The organism is Mesorhizobium sp. PUT5 (assembly GCF_052216645.1).
Lineage (GTDB): Bacteria > Pseudomonadota > Alphaproteobacteria > Rhizobiales > Rhizobiaceae > Mesorhizobium.
The window spans coordinates 3890402-3911118 of the sequence record NZ_JBQOSO010000003.1; the positions used below are offsets into that span (position 1 = coordinate 3890402).

At 68.3% G+C, this 20717-nt stretch carries 16 protein-coding genes; 5 read left to right on the top strand and 11 right to left on the bottom strand.

Going from position 1 to position 20717, the window contains the following annotated elements; genetic code table 11:
• The first annotated feature begins 72 nt into the window (after window positions 1-72).
• Together ACTDI4_RS20560 and ACTDI4_RS20565 are read left to right on the top strand one after the other, a co-directional pair.
• Window positions 73-771 (top strand): ABC transporter ATP-binding protein, encoded by a 699-nt coding sequence (locus tag ACTDI4_RS20560; RefSeq protein ID WP_442842917.1) that lies wholly within the window; start codon window positions 73-75, stop codon window positions 769-771.
• A gap of 17 nt (window positions 772-788) precedes the next feature.
• Window positions 789-3338: an ABC transporter permease gene (locus ACTDI4_RS20565; RefSeq protein ID WP_442843418.1), complete on the top strand. Its 2550-nt coding sequence runs from the start codon at window positions 789-791 to the stop codon at window positions 3336-3338.
• A gap of 109 nt (window positions 3339-3447) precedes the next feature.
• Here the strand turns inward: ACTDI4_RS20565 and ACTDI4_RS20570 are convergent, their stop codons facing one another.
• The 8 genes from ACTDI4_RS20570 to ACTDI4_RS20605 all read right to left on the bottom strand — a co-directional run bounded on the left by ACTDI4_RS20570 (window position 3448) and on the right by ACTDI4_RS20605 (window position 13431).
• Window positions 3448-4032 (bottom strand): CarD family transcriptional regulator, encoded by a 585-nt coding sequence (locus ACTDI4_RS20570; RefSeq protein ID WP_442842918.1) that lies wholly within the window; start codon window positions 4030-4032, stop codon window positions 3448-3450.
• Window positions 4033-4505: 473 nt separating this feature from the next.
• Window positions 4506-4844: a ferredoxin FdxA gene (gene fdxA, locus ACTDI4_RS20575; protein WP_442842919.1), complete on the bottom strand. Its 339-nt coding sequence runs from the start codon at window positions 4842-4844 to the stop codon at window positions 4506-4508.
• Window positions 4845-4979: 135 nt separating this feature from the next.
• On the bottom strand, window positions 4980-5366 hold the full coding sequence (locus tag ACTDI4_RS20580) for an RNA-binding S4 domain-containing protein (protein ID WP_442842920.1): 387 nt from the start codon (window positions 5364-5366) through the stop codon (window positions 4980-4982).
• Window positions 5367-5382: 16 nt separating this feature from the next.
• The gene (locus tag ACTDI4_RS20585) at window positions 5383-8799 is read right to left on the bottom strand and encodes a helicase-related protein (protein ID WP_442842921.1); all 3417 of its coding nucleotides are present in this window, start codon (window positions 8797-8799) and stop codon (window positions 5383-5385) included.
• A gap of 645 nt (window positions 8800-9444) precedes the next feature.
• Window positions 9445-10530, bottom strand: coding sequence for an ABC transporter ATP-binding protein (locus tag ACTDI4_RS20590; protein WP_442842922.1), 1086 nt, complete (start codon window positions 10528-10530; stop codon window positions 9445-9447).
• Window positions 10527-12095, bottom strand: coding sequence for an ABC transporter permease (locus ACTDI4_RS20595; protein ID WP_442842923.1), 1569 nt, complete (start codon window positions 12093-12095; stop codon window positions 10527-10529). Before ACTDI4_RS20595 ends, ACTDI4_RS20590 begins: the two co-directional genes overlap by 4 nt.
• Before the next feature lie 177 nt (window positions 12096-12272).
• On the bottom strand, window positions 12273-13280 hold the full coding sequence (locus ACTDI4_RS20600; RefSeq protein ID WP_442842924.1) for an iron ABC transporter substrate-binding protein: 1008 nt from the start codon (window positions 13278-13280) through the stop codon (window positions 12273-12275).
• 4 nt (window positions 13281-13284) lie between these two features.
• The gene (locus ACTDI4_RS20605) at window positions 13285-13431 is read right to left on the bottom strand and encodes a hypothetical protein (protein ID WP_442842925.1); all 147 of its coding nucleotides are present in this window, start codon (window positions 13429-13431) and stop codon (window positions 13285-13287) included.
• Window positions 13432-13644: 213 nt separating this feature from the next.
• Between ACTDI4_RS20605 and ACTDI4_RS20610 the strand changes: the two genes are divergently transcribed.
• The 3 genes from ACTDI4_RS20610 to ACTDI4_RS20620 all read left to right on the top strand — a co-directional run bounded on the left by ACTDI4_RS20610 (window position 13645) and on the right by ACTDI4_RS20620 (window position 18250).
• Window positions 13645-14811, top strand: coding sequence for an efflux RND transporter periplasmic adaptor subunit (locus ACTDI4_RS20610; RefSeq protein ID WP_442842926.1), 1167 nt, complete (start codon window positions 13645-13647; stop codon window positions 14809-14811).
• Window positions 14812-14813: 2 nt separating this feature from the next.
• On the top strand, window positions 14814-17993 hold the full coding sequence (locus ACTDI4_RS20615) for an efflux RND transporter permease subunit (RefSeq protein ID WP_442842927.1): 3180 nt from the start codon (window positions 14814-14816) through the stop codon (window positions 17991-17993).
• A gap of 98 nt (window positions 17994-18091) precedes the next feature.
• Window positions 18092-18250 carry a DUF3309 family protein gene (locus tag ACTDI4_RS20620; protein ID WP_442842928.1) on the top strand — a complete coding sequence of 53 codons (159 nt, stop codon included), beginning with the start codon at window positions 18092-18094 and terminating at the stop codon, window positions 18248-18250.
• 10 nt (window positions 18251-18260) lie between these two features.
• Here the strand turns inward: ACTDI4_RS20620 and ACTDI4_RS20625 are convergent, their stop codons facing one another.
• The 3 genes from ACTDI4_RS20625 to ACTDI4_RS20635 all read right to left on the bottom strand — a co-directional run bounded on the left by ACTDI4_RS20625 (window position 18261) and on the right by ACTDI4_RS20635 (window position 20682).
• Window positions 18261-19436: an MFS transporter gene (locus ACTDI4_RS20625; RefSeq protein ID WP_442842929.1), complete on the bottom strand. Its 1176-nt coding sequence runs from the start codon at window positions 19434-19436 to the stop codon at window positions 18261-18263.
• A 113-nt stretch (window positions 19437-19549) separates the two neighbouring features.
• Window positions 19550-19858, bottom strand: coding sequence for a DUF1244 domain-containing protein (locus tag ACTDI4_RS20630; RefSeq protein WP_442842930.1), 309 nt, complete (start codon window positions 19856-19858; stop codon window positions 19550-19552).
• Entirely contained in the window at window positions 19855-20682 is an 828-nt protein-coding gene (locus ACTDI4_RS20635; protein WP_442842931.1) for an N-formylglutamate amidohydrolase, read from the bottom strand. The genes ACTDI4_RS20630 and ACTDI4_RS20635 overlap by 4 nt, the downstream gene beginning before the upstream one ends.
• Window positions 20683-20717 lie beyond the last annotated feature (35 nt).

Here is a 20717-nt window from a genome sequence, read left to right on the forward strand (position 1 = left end):
CATATCACAGCGGCATTTGCCGCCCGCTTTTGCTCCATATAGGACAATTCCATCCGTAGGGGACAGTTCGCTTTGACGGAAGCCATCATCCAACTGAGGGACGTGTCGCTGACGCTGGGCCAGGGTGCCTCCCGCGTCGAGGTGCTGAAGGGCGTCAGCCTCGACGTGGCGGCCGGCGAGGCGGTCGGCGTCGTGGGACCTTCCGGCTCCGGCAAGTCGACGCTGCTGATGGTGCTGGCTGGGCTGGAGCGGGTGGATTCCGGCACGGTGCGGATAGCAGGCGAAAAACTGGACGGCAAAAGCGAGGACGCCATCGCCTCGTTTCGGGGCCGAAACATCGGCATCGTCTTCCAGTCCTTCCATCTCATCCCGAACATGACGGCGCTGGAGAACGTCGCGGTGCCGCTGGAGCTTGCCGGCGCGGCGGACCCGTTCGGCATCGCGGCGAAGGAACTGGCGGCGGTCGGCCTTTCCGACCGTATCACCCACTATCCTGGCGAACTTTCCGGCGGCGAGCAGCAGCGGGTGGCGATCGCCCGGGCGCTGGCGCCCTCCCCCGGCATCCTTGTCGCCGACGAGCCGACCGGCAATCTCGACCAGGCCACGGGCAGGCAGGTGGCCGATCTCCTTTTTGCCAAGGCGGCCGAGCGCGGCATGACGCTGGTGCTGGTGACGCACGATCCCGCCCTTGCCGCCCGCTGCTCGCGCCAGGTGGCGATGCGCTCGGGCCGCATGGAGACCGCCCTGGGCGCGGTCGCAGTTTCCGCATGATCGGCACCCTGTCTCGCCTGCCGCTGGCCCAAACCCTCGCGCTCGCCTTGCGGTTTTCGCTGCGCGAAATGCGCGGCGGGCTGTCCGGCTTCCTGGTCTTCCTGGCCTGCATCGCGCTCGGCGTGGCGGCCATCGGCGGCGTCAACTCGGTGGCGCGCTCGATCCTGGACGGCGTGGCCGGCCAGGGCCAGGTGATCCTCGGCGGCGACATCCGCTTCCAGATCAACCAGCGCGAGGCGACCTCCGCCGAGCGAGCCTTCCTGACCGGATTGGGCACCGTTTCGGAAAGCTCCGTGATGCGCTCGATGGCGCGGCTTCCCGACGGCTCCGACCAAGCACTGGTCGAGGCCAAGGCGGTGGACGAGGCCTATCCGCTCTACGGCGCGCTGGAAACGGACCCGGCGCTGCCACGCACCGATCTGTTCGGCGAAAAGGCGGGCGTCTACGGCGCCGTGGCGCCCGATCTGCTGTTCGAGCGGCTGAAGCTGAAGCCGGGCGACCGGCTGATGCTCGGCGGCGCCACCTTCGAGCTTCGGGCGAAGCTGGTGACGGAGTCCGACGCCGTCTCCGAAGGCCTCAGCCTGGCGCCGCGGCTGCTGATCTCGCGGCAGGGGCTGGCCGCCTCCGGGCTGGTGCAACCGGGCAGCCTGGTGGAAAACGCCTACAAGGTGCGCCTGCCCGCCGGCAGCAGCGAGGCCGACCTCGCCGCGATCCGCAAGCAGGCCGGCGAGAAGTTCCCGCAGGCCGGCTGGTCGATCCGCACCCGCACCAACGCCGCGCCGGCGCTGTCGGCCAATATCGAGCGCTTCTCGCAATTCCTCACCCTGGTCGGGCTGACCTCGCTGGTCGTCGGCGGCGTGGGCGTGGCGAACGCGGTGCGCGCCTATCTCGACGGCAAGCGGGCGGTGATCGCCACCTTCAAGAGCCTCGGCGCCTCCGGCGGCTTCGTCTTCGCCGTCTATCTCATGCAGATCCTGATGATCGCGGCGATCGGCATCGGCATCGGGCTGCTGCTTGCCCTGCTCGTGCCGTTCGCGGTGAGCGCCTCCTTGCAGTCGCTGATCCCGCTGCCGGCGCATGGCGGCCTCTATCCCGGCGCGCTGGCGCTGGCGGCGCTGTTCGGCGTGCTGGTGACGCTGGCCTTCGCGCTGCTGCCGCTGGGCCGGGCGCGCGACGTGCCGGCCACGGCGCTGTTCCGCGAGATGGGCTTCGAAAGCCGCGGCCTGCCGCGCCTTGCCTATGTCGCGGGCGCGCTCGCCATCGCGGTGCTGCTTGCGGCAATGGCGATCCTGCTGGCCAATGACCGGCGCATCGCCACCATCTTCGTCGGCGCGGCGATCTTTGCCTTCCTGGTGCTGCGCACGGTCAGCGCCGGGGTGCAATACCTGGCCCGCAAAAGCCCCCGCGTGCGGCACACCGCGCTGCGCCTGGCCATCGGCAACATCCACCGGCCGGGCGCCTTGACGCCGTCGGTCGTGCTGTCGCTCGGGCTGGGCCTGACGCTTCTGGTGACGCTGGCGCTGGTCGACGGCAATCTCAGGCGCCAGATCGGCGCCAGCCTGCCGGAGCGCGCGCCGAACTTCTTCTTCGTCGACATCCAGCCGGCCGATGTCGACGCCTTCGCGGCATTGGTCGCGCGCGAGGCGCCGGAGGGCACGCTGATGAAGGTGCCGATGCTGCGCGGCCGGGTGATGGCGCTGAACGGCGTTCCCGTCGACCGGGCCGCAATCAAGCCGGAAGGCGCCTGGGTGCTGCGCGGCGACCGCGGCATCACCTATTCGGCAACCGTTCCGGAAAACGCCACGCTGTCCGCCGGCACATGGTGGCCGGCCGACTATCAGGGCGAACCGCTGGTGTCCTTTTCCGCGCGCGAGGCCGGCGACCTCGACCTGAAGCTTGGCGACACGGTGACGGTCAACGTGCTGGGCCGCGCGATCACGGCCAGGATCGCCAATCTGCGCCAGGTCGAATGGGAGAGCATGGGCATCAACTTCGTGATGGTGTTCTCGCCCAACGCCTTCGCCGGCGCGCCGCATTCCTGGCTGGCGACGCTGACCGACAAGACCGCGACGCAAGCCGACGACGCCCGCCTGCTCAACGCCGTGACCCGCGCCTATCCGGCGGTGACCAGCGTATATGTCAAGGACGCGCTGGACATGGTGAACCGGCTGGTCGAGCAGATCGGCACGGCGATCCGCGCCGCCGCCGGCGTGGCGCTGGTCGCCTCGGTGCTGGTGCTGGCCGGGGCGTTGGCGGCCGGCAACCGCGCCCGCATCCACGACGCGGTGGTGCTGAAGACGCTGGGCGCGCGGCGGCGCACGCTGATAGCGGCGTTCTCGCTCGAATACATGCTGATCGGCCTGGCCACCGCCGTCTTCGCGCTGTTCGCCGGCGGCGTCGCCGCCTGGTTCGTGGTGGCGCGCATCATGTCGCTGCCGTCCCATTTCCTGCCCGAAGTAGCGCTGGGAACCATCTTGCTGTCGCTGCTGCTTACCGTGGGCATCGGCCTGGCCGGCACATGGCGCGTGCTGGGCCAGAAGGCCGCCCCGGTTCTGCGCACCCTGTAGCGCATGATCCCGAAAGCAACGGGCTTTTCGGGCAGGAGGCCCTGCTTCAAAAAAACAAAAACCCGGCGCAAGGCCGGGTTCTGCATGGATCCTGTCGAGGAAAGAGGCTTCAGGCGGCCTCTTCCTGCTCGGCCTCCTCGTTGTCGGCCTTGGCGCCGCGCTTCGGGCCCTTGTTGAGGTTGACCTCGATGAGGCGCACCGCCTCGGTCTCGGACATGCGGTTGACGGCCGCGATCTCGCGGGCCATGCGGTCGAGCGCGGCCTCGTAGAGCTGGCGCTCGGAATAGGACTGCTCGGGCTGGTTTTCGGCGCGGTAGAGATCGCGCACCACCTCGGAGATGGAGATCAGGTCGCCGGAATTGATCTTGGCGTCGTATTCCTGGGCGCGGCGCGACCACATGGTGCGCTTGATGCGGGCGCGGCCTTGCACGACCTTGAGCGCGCGGTCGACATAGTCGGTCTCCGACAGCTTGCGCATGCCGATGGAGGTGGCCTTGGCGACCGGCACCTTGAGCCGCATCTTGTCCTTCTGGAAATCGATCACGAAAAGCTCCAGCTTCATACCGGCCACTTCCTGCTCGTCGATGGACACGATCTGCCCGACGCCGTGAGCGGGATAGACGATGAATTCGCCGGTCTTGAAGCCGTGACGCGCGGCCGCTGCGGACTTCTTCTGCGGGGTGGTGATTGCCATTACGCCCTGAACTCCTTGTTGTGGCGCCGGCGGACTGCCGGCTGAACACGGGCGGCCGGTCTGGCCGGCCGAAGCGTCCCGCAACCCCAGAGGGCCGCAGCAACGCCTCCTCTTCTTGTTTATGCACCAGCCCTTGCGGAAACGGCGGGACCGCTTCCGGGCCGATGCCCCTGGCTTGCCGCGCGACGCGCGAGCCCACCCCGTGATAAGCCTGAACCGGCATCCCGCACGATGGCGGCCGCCTGGTTCAAATCGCTCTGATCCGGGTTGTGGGACTCACCTTTCAGTGATCGGGCAAATTCGCCATGAACCGACATGTCTCGCAGGCATGTGGGACATATATATAACAAAAAGTCGGAAGAATCAAGAATTTGCTGCATGCGCGAAGGCCTCGGCCCCGCCTTGTCAAGCGAGGACGCGGGCACATCACGCTTATTGAGCGTCACCTTGCGAGCGACGCGGACCGGCCGGCCTCAGTCGCCGGCGCCCGGCTCGGTGGAGAAATATTTCTCGAACTTGCCCGGCGCGCCGTCGAACTCGGCCGCATCCGCCGGCGGCTCCTTCTTGGCGGTGATGTTGGGCCATTTGTCGGCATATTCGGAGTTGATCTGCAGCCACTTGTCGAGCCCCGGCTCGGTGTCGGGCTTGATGGCGTCGGCCGGGCATTCGGGCTCGCACACGCCGCAGTCGATGCACTCGTCGGGATGAATGACGAGCATGTTCTCGCCTTCATAGAAACAGTCGACCGGACAGACCTCCACGCAGTCCATGTACTTGCATTTGATGCAATTGTCGGTCACGACATAGGTCATCTGGGGCTCCGGGAACGTCCCGTTCTCTCGATATCTGCGCGGTCAGGTAACGCCTTTGGCCAGCGCTTGCAAGGGCGGCACGCGCGCGCATGGCCGCCTTGCGGGAATGGTTTTCCAAGCCTTGCGCAAAAGCCCTCAGCCGCCTTCGCGCAGCCGGTCGGTCTGGCGCCGCTCCTTCTTGGTCGGGCGGCCGCTGCCGGCCTCCCGAAGCGGCGCGATGGCGTCCGGAACGGCGGCGTCGCGCGGCGCCGGAGCCGGCGAAAGGTCTTCATAGAGCGTGCGCGCTTCCTCTGCCGGGCCACGCCGCGAACCGGGCGCGGCCACCTTCCACACCAGGATGCGGCCGTCCAGCGTGATCGTCAGCACGTCTCCGGGCCGCACGAGATCGGATGCCTGCGCTGCTTTGTCGCGATTGATGCGCACGCGCCCGGCCACGACCAGCCGCGCCGCCAGCGAGCGCGATTTCACCGCACGCGCGAAAAACAGCCATTTGTCGATGCGCTGCCGGCCGTCGGCGTTCATCGCATCGGCCCCGAACCTACTTCTTGAGCTGGTCGCGCAGCGCGGCGAGCTTGGCGAAGGGCGAATCCGGATCGATACGGGCCGGACGCTCCTCGCGCCGGTCGCGGAGCCCCGGCTTGCCCTGGCCGCCGCCGTTCCTGTCCTTGCCGTCCTGCCGGCCACCCTTCCATTCGGGCCGGCCCTCGCGGCGCCCCTTGCCTTCGGCCTGCCGGCCGCCGGGCTTGCCCCCGGGCCCGCCGCCAGGATTGCCTTCGGAATTGCCCTTGAAGCGCGGACGGCCGTCTTCCCGGCCGTTCTCGCGCGCGGCACGTCCCTGGCCGCCGGCAGCCTCGCCGCCATGGCGGGCGCCGCCGCGCTGGCGCTGGTCGTGCCGCTGGCCGCCGCGCCGGTGCTCGAAGCGGGCCTGCCGCCACAGCAATATGGGCTTGGGCGCTTCCTCCTCCGCGGCTTCGACCCCAGGGGCTCCGGCAGATGCAGCCTCGCCAGCCATGGCGACGGCGGTGACGGTCGTGCCGCCGTTCCCCTCCCCCTCGAGGGGAGGGTGGCCGGACGAAGTCTGGTCGGGAGGGGTCCCCTCAACCGCTCCGGCGTCCTCATTGTTCAACGCTTGATCTGAAACGGCCGGCTGTTCTGCAAAGGGGGCGTCGGAACCTGTTTCAGCGACCGCCTCCGCCGCCTGCGGCGACACCTCCCCCTCAAGGGGGGAGGAGGGCTTCGACCCGGCCGCCTCGTCAAGGCTCTCCACCGCCGATGGCACTGCCCCTTCGGCATCCATGGTCTCGCCACCGGCCGTTGCGGCCTCAGCCTCGTGCGAAGCCTCGTCGACTCCGGTCGTTTCCGTCTCCGAGACGCTTTCCACTGCTGGCTCTGCCGCGGCTGCCTGCGCGGCCTTTGCCACCTCTGCGGCGGCCTTGGCCTCGGCCGCTTCCCGCGCCGCCCCGTCGATGGCCTCCAGCCTCGCCTTGACCTCCTCGGCAGGCTTGGCCTCCGAACGGTAGCCGAGACCCTTGAGGATTTCCTCCATGTCGTCGGCCGTGGCGCCCAGGATCGACATCATCGCCGGCGTCACCGTGAAGGACTGGCCGTCATAGGCGCCGTCCGGGCGCGGGCCCAGCCCCGGCTTCCAGTTGGTGGCCGGGCGGATCAGATCGGCCAGCCGCTCCAATATGTCGACGCGCACGGCGCGCCGGCCGAGATTGCGGAAGCCGGCGAGACGATAAAAGGCCTTGTCGAATGCCGGGTCGACCACCACGGAGGTGCGCCCCGTGGCCAACGCGTTGACGACGTCGCCGAAGCCAGGCTTGTCCTTGCCGTCGTTCTTGAGCGCCCACAGCAGCGTGACCAGCCCGGCCGGCGCCGGCTTGACGAGCGACGGCACGAAGACATGGTAGGCGCCGAAGCGCACGCCGAGCCGGCGCAGCGCGGCCCGGCCCTCCTGGTCGAGCGAGCGCATCTCCTCGGCGATGTCGCGCCGGTTGATGAGACCGAAACTCTCCGAAAGCTGGAAGGCGATGCCGCGGGCGATGCCGGAAAGCTGCTCGGCCGCCTTCAGGTCGACCAGCGGCTTGAGGAACTGCTCGACCTGGAAATTGACGAAGCGCTCGGCGCGCGCCGCCACCTTGTCGCGCGCGGCCCCGGTGAGTTGCTCGTCGGCCAGAAGCACCACGCGCGGCTTCAACGCGTCCTCGCCGGCAACCAGCGTGCCGATCGGCGCGCCGATCCAGCGCAGCGTGCCGTCGGACCCGAGCGCGATGTCGCCGTTGCCGGACGCGGAAAAGCGCTCGGCCCGTGCCTCGAACTCCGCGGCCAGCGCCTTCTGCGCCGCCGTGCGCACGGCCTTGGCGTCCTCGCCCCCCGCGCTCTGGTCGGCGGTGAAGCGGAAGCCCTGAAGCTCGCCGACATGATGGCCCTCGACGAGGACGGTTCCGTTCGCACTTATTTCGGCATCAAGCATGGTATTTTCTCTAAGGCGCCGCATGAGGACGGAAGTCCTGCGGTCTACGAAGCGTTTCGTCAACCGCTCATGCAGCGCATCCGACAGTCTGTCCTCGATTTCTCTTGTCTTTTCCTGCCAATGTGTCGGATCGGCCAGCCAGCCCGGGCGGTTCGACACGAAGGTCCAGGTGCGGATCTGGGCGATGCGGTGCGACAGCGTGTCGATGTCGCCCTCGGTGGTGTCGGCGCGGCGCACCTGTTCGGCCATGTAGTTTTCGTCGACATGGCCGTGCCGGGCAAGGTCGGTGTAGATGGACGCGATCAGGTCGGCATGCTGCGCCGGAGCGATCTTGCGGTAGTCTGGCAGCGCGCAGGCCTCCCACAGAAGCGCCACCCGCTCGCGCCCGGCGGCGAGCGCGCGGATGTCGCCGTCCCTGGACAGGAATTCGAGCGCCTGCGCGTCGACCGCCGGCAGGGCGCGCGTCAGCCCTTCCACCGGCGCATTGGTCTCGATGGAGCGCTTCAGCGCGTCAAGCGATGAAAAATCGAAATCGACGGTGCGCCATTGCAGCACCTTCACCGGCTCGAAATCATGGCTTTCGATCTTCTGCACCAGCTCGTCCTCGAGCGGATCGACCCGGCCAGTGACGCCGAAGGTGCCGTCGCGCATATGCCGCCCGGCGCGGCCGGCGATCTGGCCGAGCTCGGCGGCGGTGAGCTGGCGGAACTGGTAGCCGTCGAACTTGCGGTTCTGGGCGAAGGCCACATGGTCGACGTCGAGATTGAGCCCCATGCCGATGGCGTCGGTGGCCACCAGATAGTCGACGTCGCCGGACTGGTAGAGCGCCACCTGGGCGTTGCGGGTGCGCGGGCTGAGCGCGCCCAGAACCACGGCCGCCCCGCCCTGCTGGCGGCGGATCAGCTCGGCGATCGCGTAGACCTCGTCGGCCGAGAACGCCACGATGGCCGAACGCCGCGGCAGGCGGGTGAGCTTCTTCGACCCGGCATAGGCCAGATGCGACAGGCGCGGACGGGTGACCACCGACACGCCCTTGAGCAGCTTCTGCAATATGCCCTGCATGGTGGCCGCGCCGAGCAACAGCGTTTCCTGCCGGCCGCGCAGATGAAGGACCCGGTCTGTGAAGATGTGGCCGCGCTCCAGGTCGCCGGCAAGCTGCACCTCGTCGATGGCCACGAAGGCGGCGTCGGTCTCGCGCGGCAACGCCTCCACCGTGCAGACCGAATAGCGTGCGCCGGCGGGCTGGATCTTTTCTTCGCCCGTGATGAGCGCCACCTTGTTGGCGCCGACCTTCTCGCACAGCCGTCCGTAGACCTCGCGCGCCAGAAGCCGCAGCGGCAGGCCGATGAGCCCGCTCTCATGCGCCACCATGCGCTCGATGGCCAGATGCGTTTTGCCGGTGTTGGTGGGACCGAGCACGGCCGTCACGTCACGCCCCGACAGGATCAGCGGCTGGTTCGCCTTCGGCTGGAAATTCATCGGCCGGAAAAAACCTTTCGCGCCCGCGTTCGTCTTGTCCGCGTTTGTCTCGATTGCCCCGCGACACATAGGCATTCGCGGGCGCGAGTAAAAGCGGAATGTTCGGCGAGGCCGGGATCGGAGGCGCCCGTCCTCCACCGCCGGATTAATGTTTGGAACGAGTCTGGAACGAATCGGCGACGAATCACTGACTCCTGCCGATTCACGATTCGTTCACGGCTACATATGGACATTTCCGGGCATTTTCGCACCACATGCTGAATCCGCGCCGCCACTGATCGCCGCGCCGCGCCGGCTCGCGTTAACGTTTTGCCGGCTCGGGCCCCGCACACGCCGCCGCTGCACCGGCACGCCGCTTCAACCTCTTGAAAAATCATCCATTTCTTAACGGGCATTAACGCTTCGGCCCTGCCAAACGCGCTTCGGAATTAACGATCCGGCCAAAGCCGGAACGAATCAGCGACGAATCGGCTATGGACGAAGTTTCACGTTTCGTTCGCCACAACATCTTGTGCCGTCCACAGCTTTTCCACCGACGATCCACAGGCGCTCCGAGATATTTGCCGGCTGCCGCGCGCCCGGCGTTAGCATTTATGTGCCGGAACGGCACAGGCATCGCCCGGTACAGCCGCCGGGACGCGGACGTCAGGCAAGGACATGGGCGGTGCCGACGACACGGATCAGCACCACCTCGCCCACGGCGGGCGCGTCGACGCCGGCCTTGCGCAGCATCAGCGGCCTGCCGCCGATGGCCGCCGCCTCGGGCGGATCGGGGCTGTTCAGCAGCTTCACCGCCACCGCGCAGCTCGCGCCGGCGAATTCGGTTTCGGTCACCTCGCCATAGAGCAGGCCGGGCCGGGCGGCGGCGGCCTCCTGCCGGCTCGCGCGTTCCAGCGTCACCTGCTCCGGCCGCAGCATGATGCGCGCGATGTCGCGCCTTTCGCGGGTCTCCAGGGCGATGCGGCCCAGCGGGGTCTCGGCGAAACCCTCGGCGATCCGGGCCGGCAGCACCAGCGCCTCGCCCAGGAACTCGGCCACCATGCGGTCCTTGGGCTTGAGGTAAAGCTCGCGCGGCGTGCCCACCTGCCAGAATTTGCCCTCCCGCATCACGGCCACCTGGTCGGCGAAGGACAGCGCCTCGGCCTGGTCGTGCGTGACCAGGATGGTGGTGATGCCGGCCGCCTCCAGCAGTTCCGCCACCGCCTTGCGCATGGAGGCGCGAAGGCCGGTGTCGAGCGCCGAGAACGGCTCGTCCAGCAGCATCAGGCGCGGCTTCATGGCCATGGCGCGCGCCAGCGCCACGCGCTGCTGCTGGCCGCCGGAAAGCTGGTGCGGCCGCCGCTTCAGTATGGCCGCGTCGAGCCCGACGATATAGGCAAGCTCGGCGATGCGCTCGGCGCGCCGCTCGGCGTGGCGGGCCAGGCCGAAGCCGATATTGTCGGCAACAGTCAGGTGCGGGAACAATGCGCCGTCCTGCGCCACCAGGCCGATGCCGCGCAAATGCGCCGGCACGGCGCCCGCCTCGTCGGCCAGCACCTCGCCGTCGAGCACGATGCGGCCGCGGTCGGGCGCCTCGAAGCCGGCGATGAGCCTGAGCAGGGTGGTCTTGCCGCAGCCGGACGGGCCGACGATGGCCGTGCGCGTGCCGGATGCCACGGCAAGGTCGACGCCGGCCAGCGCCGCCACCGGGCCGTAGCTCTTGGCGACGTCGTGAAGCTCCAGCAGGCTCATCGTCCGGCCATCCGTTTCGACTGGACATAGAGCAGCCATGTCAGCGGCAGCGACAGCGCCACCATGATGGCCGCATAGGGCGCGGCCGCCGCATAGTCGATCTCGCCGCTGTGGTTCCAGAAGGCCATGGCCAGCGTGCGCGTGCCGTTGGGCGCCAGCATCTGGGTCGCGGTCAGTTCGTTGGTGATGCCCAGCGCCGAAAGCGCCAGGCCGGCGGCAGCCCCCGGCGCCGACAGGCGGATGGTGGTGGCCCACAGCGCCCTGAGCGGCGGCCGGCCGAGATTGGCCGCCGCGCGTTCCAGCTCCACCGGCGCCTGGGCGATCGAAGCGCGCAGGCTGATCAGCGCGCGCGGCAGGAACATCAGGCCATAGGCTGCGATGATGGTGAACAGGGTCTGGTAGAGCGGCAGGGCGACCCGCACGGTGATGGTGACCAGCGCCAGCGCCACCACCACGCCCGGCAGCGAGCCGGCGACGTAGTTCAGCCCCTCAAGCCCCCGTTGCAGGCGGCCCGGCGCGCGGATAGACAGCCAGGCCATGGGGATGGCGGCGAGCGTGGCCAGAAGACCGCCGGCCAGCGCCAGGAACAGCGTCTGGCCCAGCGCCAGCCCGATCTCGTCCATGCGCCAGACCTGCGCGCCGCCGTGCATGAGCCAGCGGCCGATGGTGATGAAGGGCACGCCCAGCGAAAGCATGGCGACGACGAGGGGCAGGGCCAGGCATGGCAGCGTCATGCGGCCGAGCCTGGCGCGCTGCTGCAGCCGCGCCGCACCGGGGCCGACGCGCGCATAGCGCTCCTCGCCGCGCACCAGCACCTCGACGCCGAGCAGGGTCAGGCAGCACAGCACGAGCACTCCCGCCAGCATATTGGCGGCCGCACCGTTGAAGGTGGACTGGAACTGGTCGACGATGGCCGTGGTGAAGGTGTCGAACCGGATGAAGACGTAGAGCCCGTATTCGGCAAGCAGATGCAGGCCCACCAGCAGCCCGCCGCCGCAGAGCGCCAGCCGCAGTTGCGGCAGGACCACGCGCAGCAGGACGCGGCGCGGACTGAGGCCGAGCGAGGCCGCCGCGTCCTCCAGCGCCGGGTCGAGACGGCGCAGCGCCGCCGCGATCGGCAGATAGAGGAAGGGGAAATAGGCGATGACGGAGATGAACACCCCCGCCCAGAGCCCGTGCATGCCCGGCACCAGCGTGACCCAGGCATAAGAATGCACGAAGGCGGGCACGGCGAGCGGCGCCACCGCCAGCCACGACCACAGCCGCGCGCCGGGCAGATCGCTGCGCTCCGTCAGCCAGGCCAGCGCCACGGCCAGCGCGGCCGAGACCGGCACCGTCAGCACCACCAGAAACAGCGTGTTGGTGAGCAGTTCGCCGACGCGGGGACGAAACACCAGCGCCGACACCGTCTCCCAGCCGGCCTGGAAGGCGGCCACCACGACGAAACCCAGCGGCAGCGACGCGAACAGCGAGACCGCGACCGCCGCGATCGGGATCCACGGCACGCCGCCGTGCCGGCGCGCGCGCCGGCCCTTCACGGCTGCCGCCGCGAGGTCCTGGCGCATGGTGCCGGCCGACGCCATCGCCTCACGCAGCGAAGGAGCCCGGCCGAGCCGCGGCCGGGCGGGCGGAGGCGCGACCGTGAATGCGGATCATGGATGTCGGCCTTTCAAAAACGGAATGCCCCCGCGCAGAGATCTGCCGCGGGAGCGGAAGCGTTGCTCTTTTAAGGCGAACGCGACCTAAAGCAAGCCGGCAGCCGTCATCAGGTCGGTCACCTTCCTGGAATTGAGTTTCGAAGGATCGACGGCCGGCGCGTCCAGATCGGCCAGCGGCACCAGCTTGGGATTGGATTCGGCGCCGACGCCGACCGCATATTCATAGGAGGTGCCGTTCTTCAGCACGTCCTGCCCGCCCTTGCCCGCCACCCACTTCAGGAACGCCTGCGCTTCCTTGGGATGCTTGCTCGACGCCAGCACGCCGCCGCCCGAGATCGACACGAAGGCGCCGGGGTCCTGGTGCTTGAAATAGTGCAGCGCGACGTTGTTGCTGTTCTCGCCGGTCTTGGCCTGGTCGCCGAAGTAGTAATAGTGGTAGATGACGCCTCCGTCGATCTCGCCGGCATTCACCGCCTTCATCACGGTGCCGTTGCCGCGATACGCGGTGAAGTTCTCCTTCATGCCCTTCAGCCATGCCGCGGTCGCCTCCTCGCCCTTCAACTGCAGCAGGGCGCTGACGATGGCCTGGAAGTCGGCGCCTGAGGGCGAGGCCGCCCAGCGTCCCTTCCATGCCGGATCGGCCAGGTCGAGGATCGACTTGGGCAGTTGCTCCTCGGTCAGCTTGGTCTTGTTGTAGGCAAAGACGGTGCTGCGCGCCGCCACCCCGGTCCACTTGCCGCTGGAGGGGCGGAAATTCTCCGGCACCAGCGAAAGCGTGTCGGCGTCGACGGGCGCAAACAGGCCCGCCTCTTCCACCAGCGCCATGGCGGGCGAGTTCTCGGTCAGGAACACGTCGGCGGGCGAGGAAGCGCCCTCGGCGACGATCTGGTTGGAAAACTCGCTGTCGCCGCCGTTGCGCAGTGTCACCTTGATGCCCGTCTCCTTGGTGAAGCCCTCGGCCCATTCCTTGGCGAGGCTCTCGTGCTGGGCGTTGTAGACGACGATGCCTTCGTCGTCGGCCAGAGCCGGAGCTGCGGCAAGCCCGACTGCCAGCGCGGCGGCTCCGGCCAGCATGGAAAGAATGGATTTCATGGCGTCATCCCTCGATGTTCGCGATCTCGACGGCCAGCCGATAGCAATAGATGAGTTCGTAAGTCAACATTTCTGGGATCGCGCACGGCTTCCATGCCTTTCGGTCCGGGGCGCGGCGGACGCCCGTCATCATGCTGACGCCTGCTGCCATTGCGGCCGGCGCCCGGCAAGTGCCGGAAAAGGCGGCTTTTCTCGGCCGCTCTCATGGCTGCATGAATTTTTCTGACTGTTTCGCGCCGCGACTTTCCTGTAGAAGACGCGCTCCGCCGATCACGGCAATTTGAATGCAGCCCCGAGCGCCCCCATATCGAGCGGCGCGCCGCACCCCGGAAGCGAGGGCTGCCCGCCCATTGGAACGACGAAGATGTCCAAGTTCAGGTTTCACAAGCTTGCCGCCATCGTGGTGCTCATCGGCTTCGCGGCCTGGGTCGCCTCGGGCGAATTCTCCTCCGTCGGCAGCGCCTCCAATGCCGAGCAGCCCAAGGCTGCCGAGAAGGCCGGCGACGCCCAGGGCGCCGGGACCGGCGACGCGGCGGCGACGGCAGCCTCCCGCATCGTCAAGGTGGTGACGCCGCCGCGCAGCGAACACGCGCGCGCCATCCGCATTTCAGGGCTGACCGAGGCCGACAAGCGCGCGGTTCTGGCCACGCGGGTCGGCGGCGTCATCGCCGAGCTGCCGGTCAAGCAGGGCGACCACGTCAAGACCGGCGACCTCATACTGATGCTGGACGCGGAAGAGAAGATTTCCGCCGCGGCCAACGCAAAGCAGCTCCTCACCCAGCGCCAGAGCGAGCTGGACGCCGCCGAACGCCTGGCCAAGTCCGGCAACCTGGCCAAGCTCCAGCTCGACAATGCCCGCTCCGCGCAGGCGGCGGCCGTCTCGCTGCTCGACGCCGCCGAGGCCGAGCTTGCCCGCAACGAGGTGAAGGCGCCGTTCGACGGCATCGTCGACCGCGTGCCGGTGGAGCTGGGCAGCGCCGTCATGCAGGGCGGCGAGGTGGCCACCATCCTCAACCTCGATCCCATCGTGGCGCGCGGCGAGGTGTCCGAGCGCGACCTGCGCTACCTGAAGACCGGCGACAAGGCCAAGGTCCGCCTCGTCGACGGGCGCGTGGCGGAGGGAACGGTGCGCTACATCAGCCGCGATGCCTCTTCGGCCACCCGCACCTTCCGCGTCGAGATCGCCGTGCCCAATGCCGATGGCTCCATTCCCGCGGGCATGACGGCCGAGATCGCGCTGGCGGCCCAGCCGACCGATTCCATCCTGCTGCCGCGCTCGGTGGTGACGCTCGGCGACAAGGGCGACCTCGGCATCCGCGCCGTGGACGGCCAGAACAAGGTCGTGTTCTTCCCCATCGACCTCGTCGACGATACGCCGGCCGGCCTCGTGCTCGGCGGCATTCCCGCCGACGCGCGCATCATCGTCGCCGGGCAGGCGCTGGTCACCGAAGGCGACACCGTCAAGCCGGTGGCCGCCGACCCCGACGAGATCCGGAAGCTGGCCGCGGATGCGCATCTCGGGGCGCTCTGACCATGGACATCGTCAAGCTCGCCATCCGCAATTCGCGGCTGACCATATCGGCGCTGCTGTTCCTCATCCTGGCCGGCGCCCTCGCCTACGAGTCGGTGCCGAAGGAAGCGGAACCGGACGTGCCGATCCCGATGATGTATATCAGCCTGTCCTATCAGGGCATCTCGCCGGAGGACTCCGAACGCCTGCTGCTCAGGCCGATGGAGACCAAGCTGAAGAGCCTGAAGGGACTGAAGGAGATGCGCTCGGCCGCCTTCCAGGGCGGCGGCTACGTGCTGGTCGAGTTCCAGCCGCAAACGGACCTCGCCACCGCCTTGCAGGACACGCGCTCCAAGGTGCAGGACGCCAAGGCCGACCTGCCGCAGGCAGCCGACGAGCCGACGGTGACGGAGGTCAACATCTCGGAGTTCCCGGTGCTGGTCGTGACGCTGTCCGGCAACGTGCCGGAGCGGGTGCTGACCGCGGCCGCACGCGAGCTGCGCGACCGCATCGAGGAGGTTCCGGGCGTGCTGGAAGGCGCGCTCCAGGGTTCGCGCGACGACCTGGTGGAGGTCGTCATCGATCCGGTCAAGCTCGCCTCCTACGGGCTGCGGCTCGATCAGCTCATGCAAGGGGTGGGCGCCTCCAACAGCCTGGTGGCAGCAGGCAACCTGGAAGGCTCGGAGGGCAAGTACGCCGTCAAGGTGCCCTCGCTGATCGAGACGCCGGAAGATGTGGCCAACCTGCCGGTCCTCGCCACACCCAACGCCGTGGTGCAGGCCAGGGACATCGCCACCGTGCGCTCCACCTTCAAGGACGCCGAGACGATCACGCGGCTGGACGGCAAGCCAGCCATCGCCATCGAGGTGAAGAAGCGCATCGGCGCCAACCTGATCGACACGATCGGCGAGGTGAAGCAGGTGGCCGACAATTTCGTCAAGTCCATGCCCGAAGGCGTGAAGGTCACCTACACCCAGGACAAGTCCGTCTTCGTCAAGCAATTGCTCGGCGACCTGCAGAACCATGTGATGATCGCCGTCATCCTGGTCTTCATCGTCATCCTTTATGCGCTTTCGGGCCGGGCCTCACTGCTGATCGGCCTGGCCATCCCCTCCTCCTTCCTGATCGGCATACTGGCGCTCACGCTGATGGGCTTCACCATCAACATGATCGTGCTGTTCAGCCTGATCCTGGCTGTCGGCATGCTGGTGGACGACGCCATCATCGTCACCGAATTCGCCGAACGGCGCATGAACGAGGGCATGCCCAAGGAGGAAGCCTTCGCGCTCGCCGCCAAACGCATGGCCGGCCCGGTGATCGCCGCGACCATGACGCGCATCGCCGCCTTCTCGCCGCTGCTGTTCTGGCCGGGCATCGTCGGCGACTTCATGAAGTATCTGCCGATCACGCTGATCGTCACGCTGGCCGCCTCGATGCTCTATGCACTGGTGTTCACCCCGACGTTGGGGGCGATATTCGCCAAGGCCCACCAGCACGAGGAAGGCGAGCACCGCGACGGCTGGTACATGGCCGTCGTCAAGCAGGCGGTGCGCTTTCCCGTCACCGTGCTGGTGCTGACGGTGGCGCTGCTGGTGGGCGTGGTGATGGCCTACGGAAAATGGGGCGCCGGCGTCGAGTTCTTCCCCAATGTCGAGCCGGACTACGGCCTGCTCTACGTGCACGCGCGCGGCAACCTCTCGCTGGCCGAGATGGACGCCGCCACCACGCAGGCCGAGGACCGGCTGCTCGGCTGGCCGGGCGTGAAATCGGTCTACACCCGCGTCGGCAAGACCCAGGGCGGCGGCGCCGACGTCCCCGAGGACGTGGTGGGCGTCATCCAGTACGAGTTCGTCGACTGGCGCGAGCGCAAGCCAGCCAACCAGATCCTCGACGACCTGCGCAAGGCCATGGCCGGCATCCCGGGCGTGGACGTGGAGGTGCGCGTGCCGGAGGCGGGGCCGCCGACCGGCAAGCCGATCCAGGTCCGGCTCTCCGCCGCCGATCCGGAAGGCCTCGACAAGGTGGCGCAGTCCGTGGCCCAGCACATCGCCAAGGTTCCCGGCGTCATCGACATTTCCGACGGCCTGCCGCCGCCCGGCGTCGACTGGGCCCTGCAGGTGGACCGCGCCAAGGCGGCGCAATACGGCATCAGCCCGAATTCGGTCGGCACGGTGGTGCAACTCGTGACCAACGGGCTGAAGCTCACCGAATACCGCCCGGCCGGCGCTGACGACGCCGTCGACATCCGCCTGCGGCTGCCCGAGGACCGGCGCACTCTTTCGACGCTGGACGAACTGCGCGTCGAGACCAGCCAGGGCTCGGTGCCGATCTCCAACTTCGTGGTGCGCAAGCCCGAAGCCAGCGTCGGCATATTGCACCGCATCGACGGCGCCCGCACCATCGTGGTCCAGGCCAACGTCTCCGCAGACAGCCAGGTCGCGGCCGTGCAGGCCGAAGTGGCCAAGACGATCAGCGACATGGGTCTGCCTTCCGGCGTGCGCTGGAAGCTTGCCGGCTCCAACGAGGACAGCGCCGAGGCCAGCGCCTTCCTGTCGAAGGCGTTCGGCGCGGCGATCTTCCTGATCTTCCTGGTGCTGCTGGCGCAGTTCAACAAGTTCACCAGCGTGTGGCTGGTGCTGTCCTGCGTGGTCATGGCCACGATCGGCGTGTTCCTGGGCCTGCTGCTCACCGCCGAGCCGTTCGGCATCGTCATGTCCGGCATCGGCGTCATCGCGCTGGCGGGCGTGGTGGTGAACAACAACATCGTGCTGATCGACACCTACGACCGGCTGCGCGAGGAGGGCTGGGACAAGATGGAGGCCGTGCTGCAGACCTGCCGCGAGCGCGCCAGGCCGGTGGTGCTGACGGCGGTGTCGGCCATTCTCGGCGTGCTGCCGATCGCCTTCGGCCTGGGGCTGGAGATCTTCCACCACGAGACGACGATCAATGCGCCGTCGACGCAATGGTGGATCTCGCTGTCCTCGGCCATCGTCTTCGGCCTGTCCTTCGCCACCGTGCTGACGCTGGTGGTCACGCCCTCCATGCTGATGGTGTTCACCCGCGCCAAGCGCAGGCAAGGCGCACGCCCCGGCCTGTTCGCAAGGCTGTTCCGCCGCGGCAGCGACACGGCCGCGGCCGCCGAAGCGCCGGCAGACGGGCGGCATGCGGAGCCGGCGGCAGCCTTGCCCAGGGCTGCCGAATAGAGCCAGCCGACGCGCAGCGCGCAAAAAGGCCGCCCGGAACTCGCGGGCGGCCTTTCGCATTGTTTCCCTATCGCGGCACGTAAAGCGAGGGATTGTTCATGACGCTCACCACCATACTGGTCATCATCCTGATCCTGATCCTGATCGGCGCAGTACCGAGCTGGCCCTATTCGCGCGGCTGGGGCTACGGTCCGTCCGGCATTGTCGGCGTGATCCTGGTGGTGGTCCTGATCCTGCTCCTGATGGGCCGGATCTGACGCCGGGGCGCTATTCGGCCGGCTGGGGCGAGAAGTCCGCCGCCCGGGCGAGTTCGGACATCAGGCATACCACCACCAGTAGGCCGGCAAGCACGGCAAAGACGGGCGAAAAGCCGACATGCTCGGCGGCGAAGCCTATGGCCGAAGGCGCAAGCAATATGCCGGAATAGCCCATGGTGGTGACCACGCTCATGCCCGTGCCCGGCGCCATGCCGGGCTGGTTGCCCCCGGCCGAGAAGGCGATGGGCACCATGTTGGCGATGCCGAGGCCGGCAAAGGCGAAGGCCGCGATGACCAGCCAGGGCCACGGCGAGAGCGCGGCCGCCAGCATTCCGGCAGCCGCCAGAAGGCTGGAGACCCTCAGCGTCGCCACCGCGCCGAAGCGGTTGCGCACGGCGTCGCCGGCAAAGCGCATGAGGGCCATGGCGGCGGAGAAGAAGGCGAAGGCGAGGCCGGCGGTGGCAAGGTCGGTACCCAGTTCCTGTTTGAGATAAAGCGCCGCCCAGTCGAGGATGGCGCCTTCCGGGACCATGGACATGAGCGCCATCAGCCCGACCAGATAGACGGCCGGCGTGCCCGGCAGGCTGAACTTGCGGTGCGTCCGCGCCACCGGCTTCGGATCGGCGACCAGATGCTGCCAGGCTGCGGCGAGCAGCAGGATGGCGATGCCCGTCACCGCCACGGCGTGAACCAGATGGCCGAAGGTCTGGATGGCGAGGCCGCCCAGGGCGCCGCCGGCGAAGCCGCCGAGGCTCCAGAAACCGTGCGACGACGACATCACCGCGCGCGACAGCCGCCGCTCCACCGCCACCGCATTGGCGTTCATGGCCACGTCCATGCCGCCGATCAGCCCGCCGAACAGGAACATGGCCACCGCCGCCGACGGCATGTTGGGCGCCGCCGCAACCAGAAGCAGCCCGAACACGGCCATCGCCCCGAAGCCGCGCATCACCGCGCGCGAGCCATGCCTGGACATGAGATAGCCCGCCAGCGGCATGAAGGTGAGCGCACCGAGGCCGAACCCGAGGATCAGCACGCCGAGCGTGAATTTGGAGATGTCGAGCCGCACAAGGAAGACCGGAATCTGCGGCGCCCAGCTTCCGGTCAGGAAGCCGTTGATGAAAAACATCGTGGCCACGGCCCAGCGGCCGGCGGTGGCCGATTGCATGGAAGCAGATGCGCGCATCGCGTCGTCCTGGCGGCTCGGTTGCGGTCGCGCGGCAAATTAGATCGGTTTAAATTCCAGTCAAGCGCAACAACGCCGCGGCTGCCCCTTTCGGGCGCGGCGCAAAAAGGCCGTCAATGATCCTTCGGCCGGTTCGCCTCGAAGGCCGCCTTCTGCGCGTCGGACGCTTCCGTCTGGTGGCGGGCCTGCCACTCGCCATAGGGCATGCCGTAGATGATCTCGCGCGCCTCGTCCTTGGTCATGGCCACGCCCTCGGCCTCCGCGGCCTCGCGATACCAGTTGGACAGGCAGTTGCGGCAGAATCCGGCAAGGTTCATCAGGTCGATGTTCTGCACGTCGCCGCGCCCGCGCAGGTGCTGCACCAGCCGGCGGAAGGCGGCGGATTCGAAGTCGCGCTTCTGTTCGCTGCTCAACACCTTCATCGCCTCGCCTCCTTTGCTTCGGCTGCCACAGACGGGTCCGTGCGCGAGCCGAACATCTTCACCTCATGTATATCGGGCCGGCTGTTGATGACGTCAACGATGGGCGCCAGGCGCCGCGCCCAGGCAAGCGCGCCCGCGTCGTCGGCGATCAGGTCCTGGCGGATCTCGACCAGCGCATGGGCAAGGCCGTTGGCCGTGGCGTGCCGGGACATGGTGTCGCCCGCGAGGGCGCCGTCATAGGGCTCGTTGTCGCCCACGATCAGGTCCTTGTCGGCGGCCAGCGCCTCGATCAGGGCCCGCGGCGCGCGGTCGTCCATGTCCCACAAGATGCCGACATGCCAGGGCCGCGCACGGCCCTGCATGACGGGGGTGAACGAATGAACGGAAAAGACGAAGGGCGCCCGCCCGGAGGCTTCCGCGACAGAGGCGATCATGGCCGCGACCGCATCGTGATACGGCCGGTAGAAGCGCTCCAGCCGCCGTTCGCGCTCCTCCTCTGCCAGCGGGTAGTTGCCAGGCACGACGGTGCCGTCATAAAGCTGGCGGATCAGCGTCGGATCGTCCTCGCCGCGGTTGGGGTCGATGAGCAGCCGCGAGAAACCGGCCAGCACGGCCGGCGCGCCGGTCAGCGCGGCCAGTTCGCGCGTCACCGCCTCCACGCCGATGTCGTAGGCGATGTGGCGGCCGAACTCGGCGGCCTGCAGGCCGAGATCGCCATAGTCCTGCGGCAAGGTGCGGCGGGCGTGATCGGCCACCAGCACGAGGCCCTTGCTGCGGTCGCCCTCGATCAGGTCGAAGGGCGCGAAAACTGTGGATCGGGTCATCGGCGGCGAGATTCGGTCCGTTCGTCCGGAGGCAG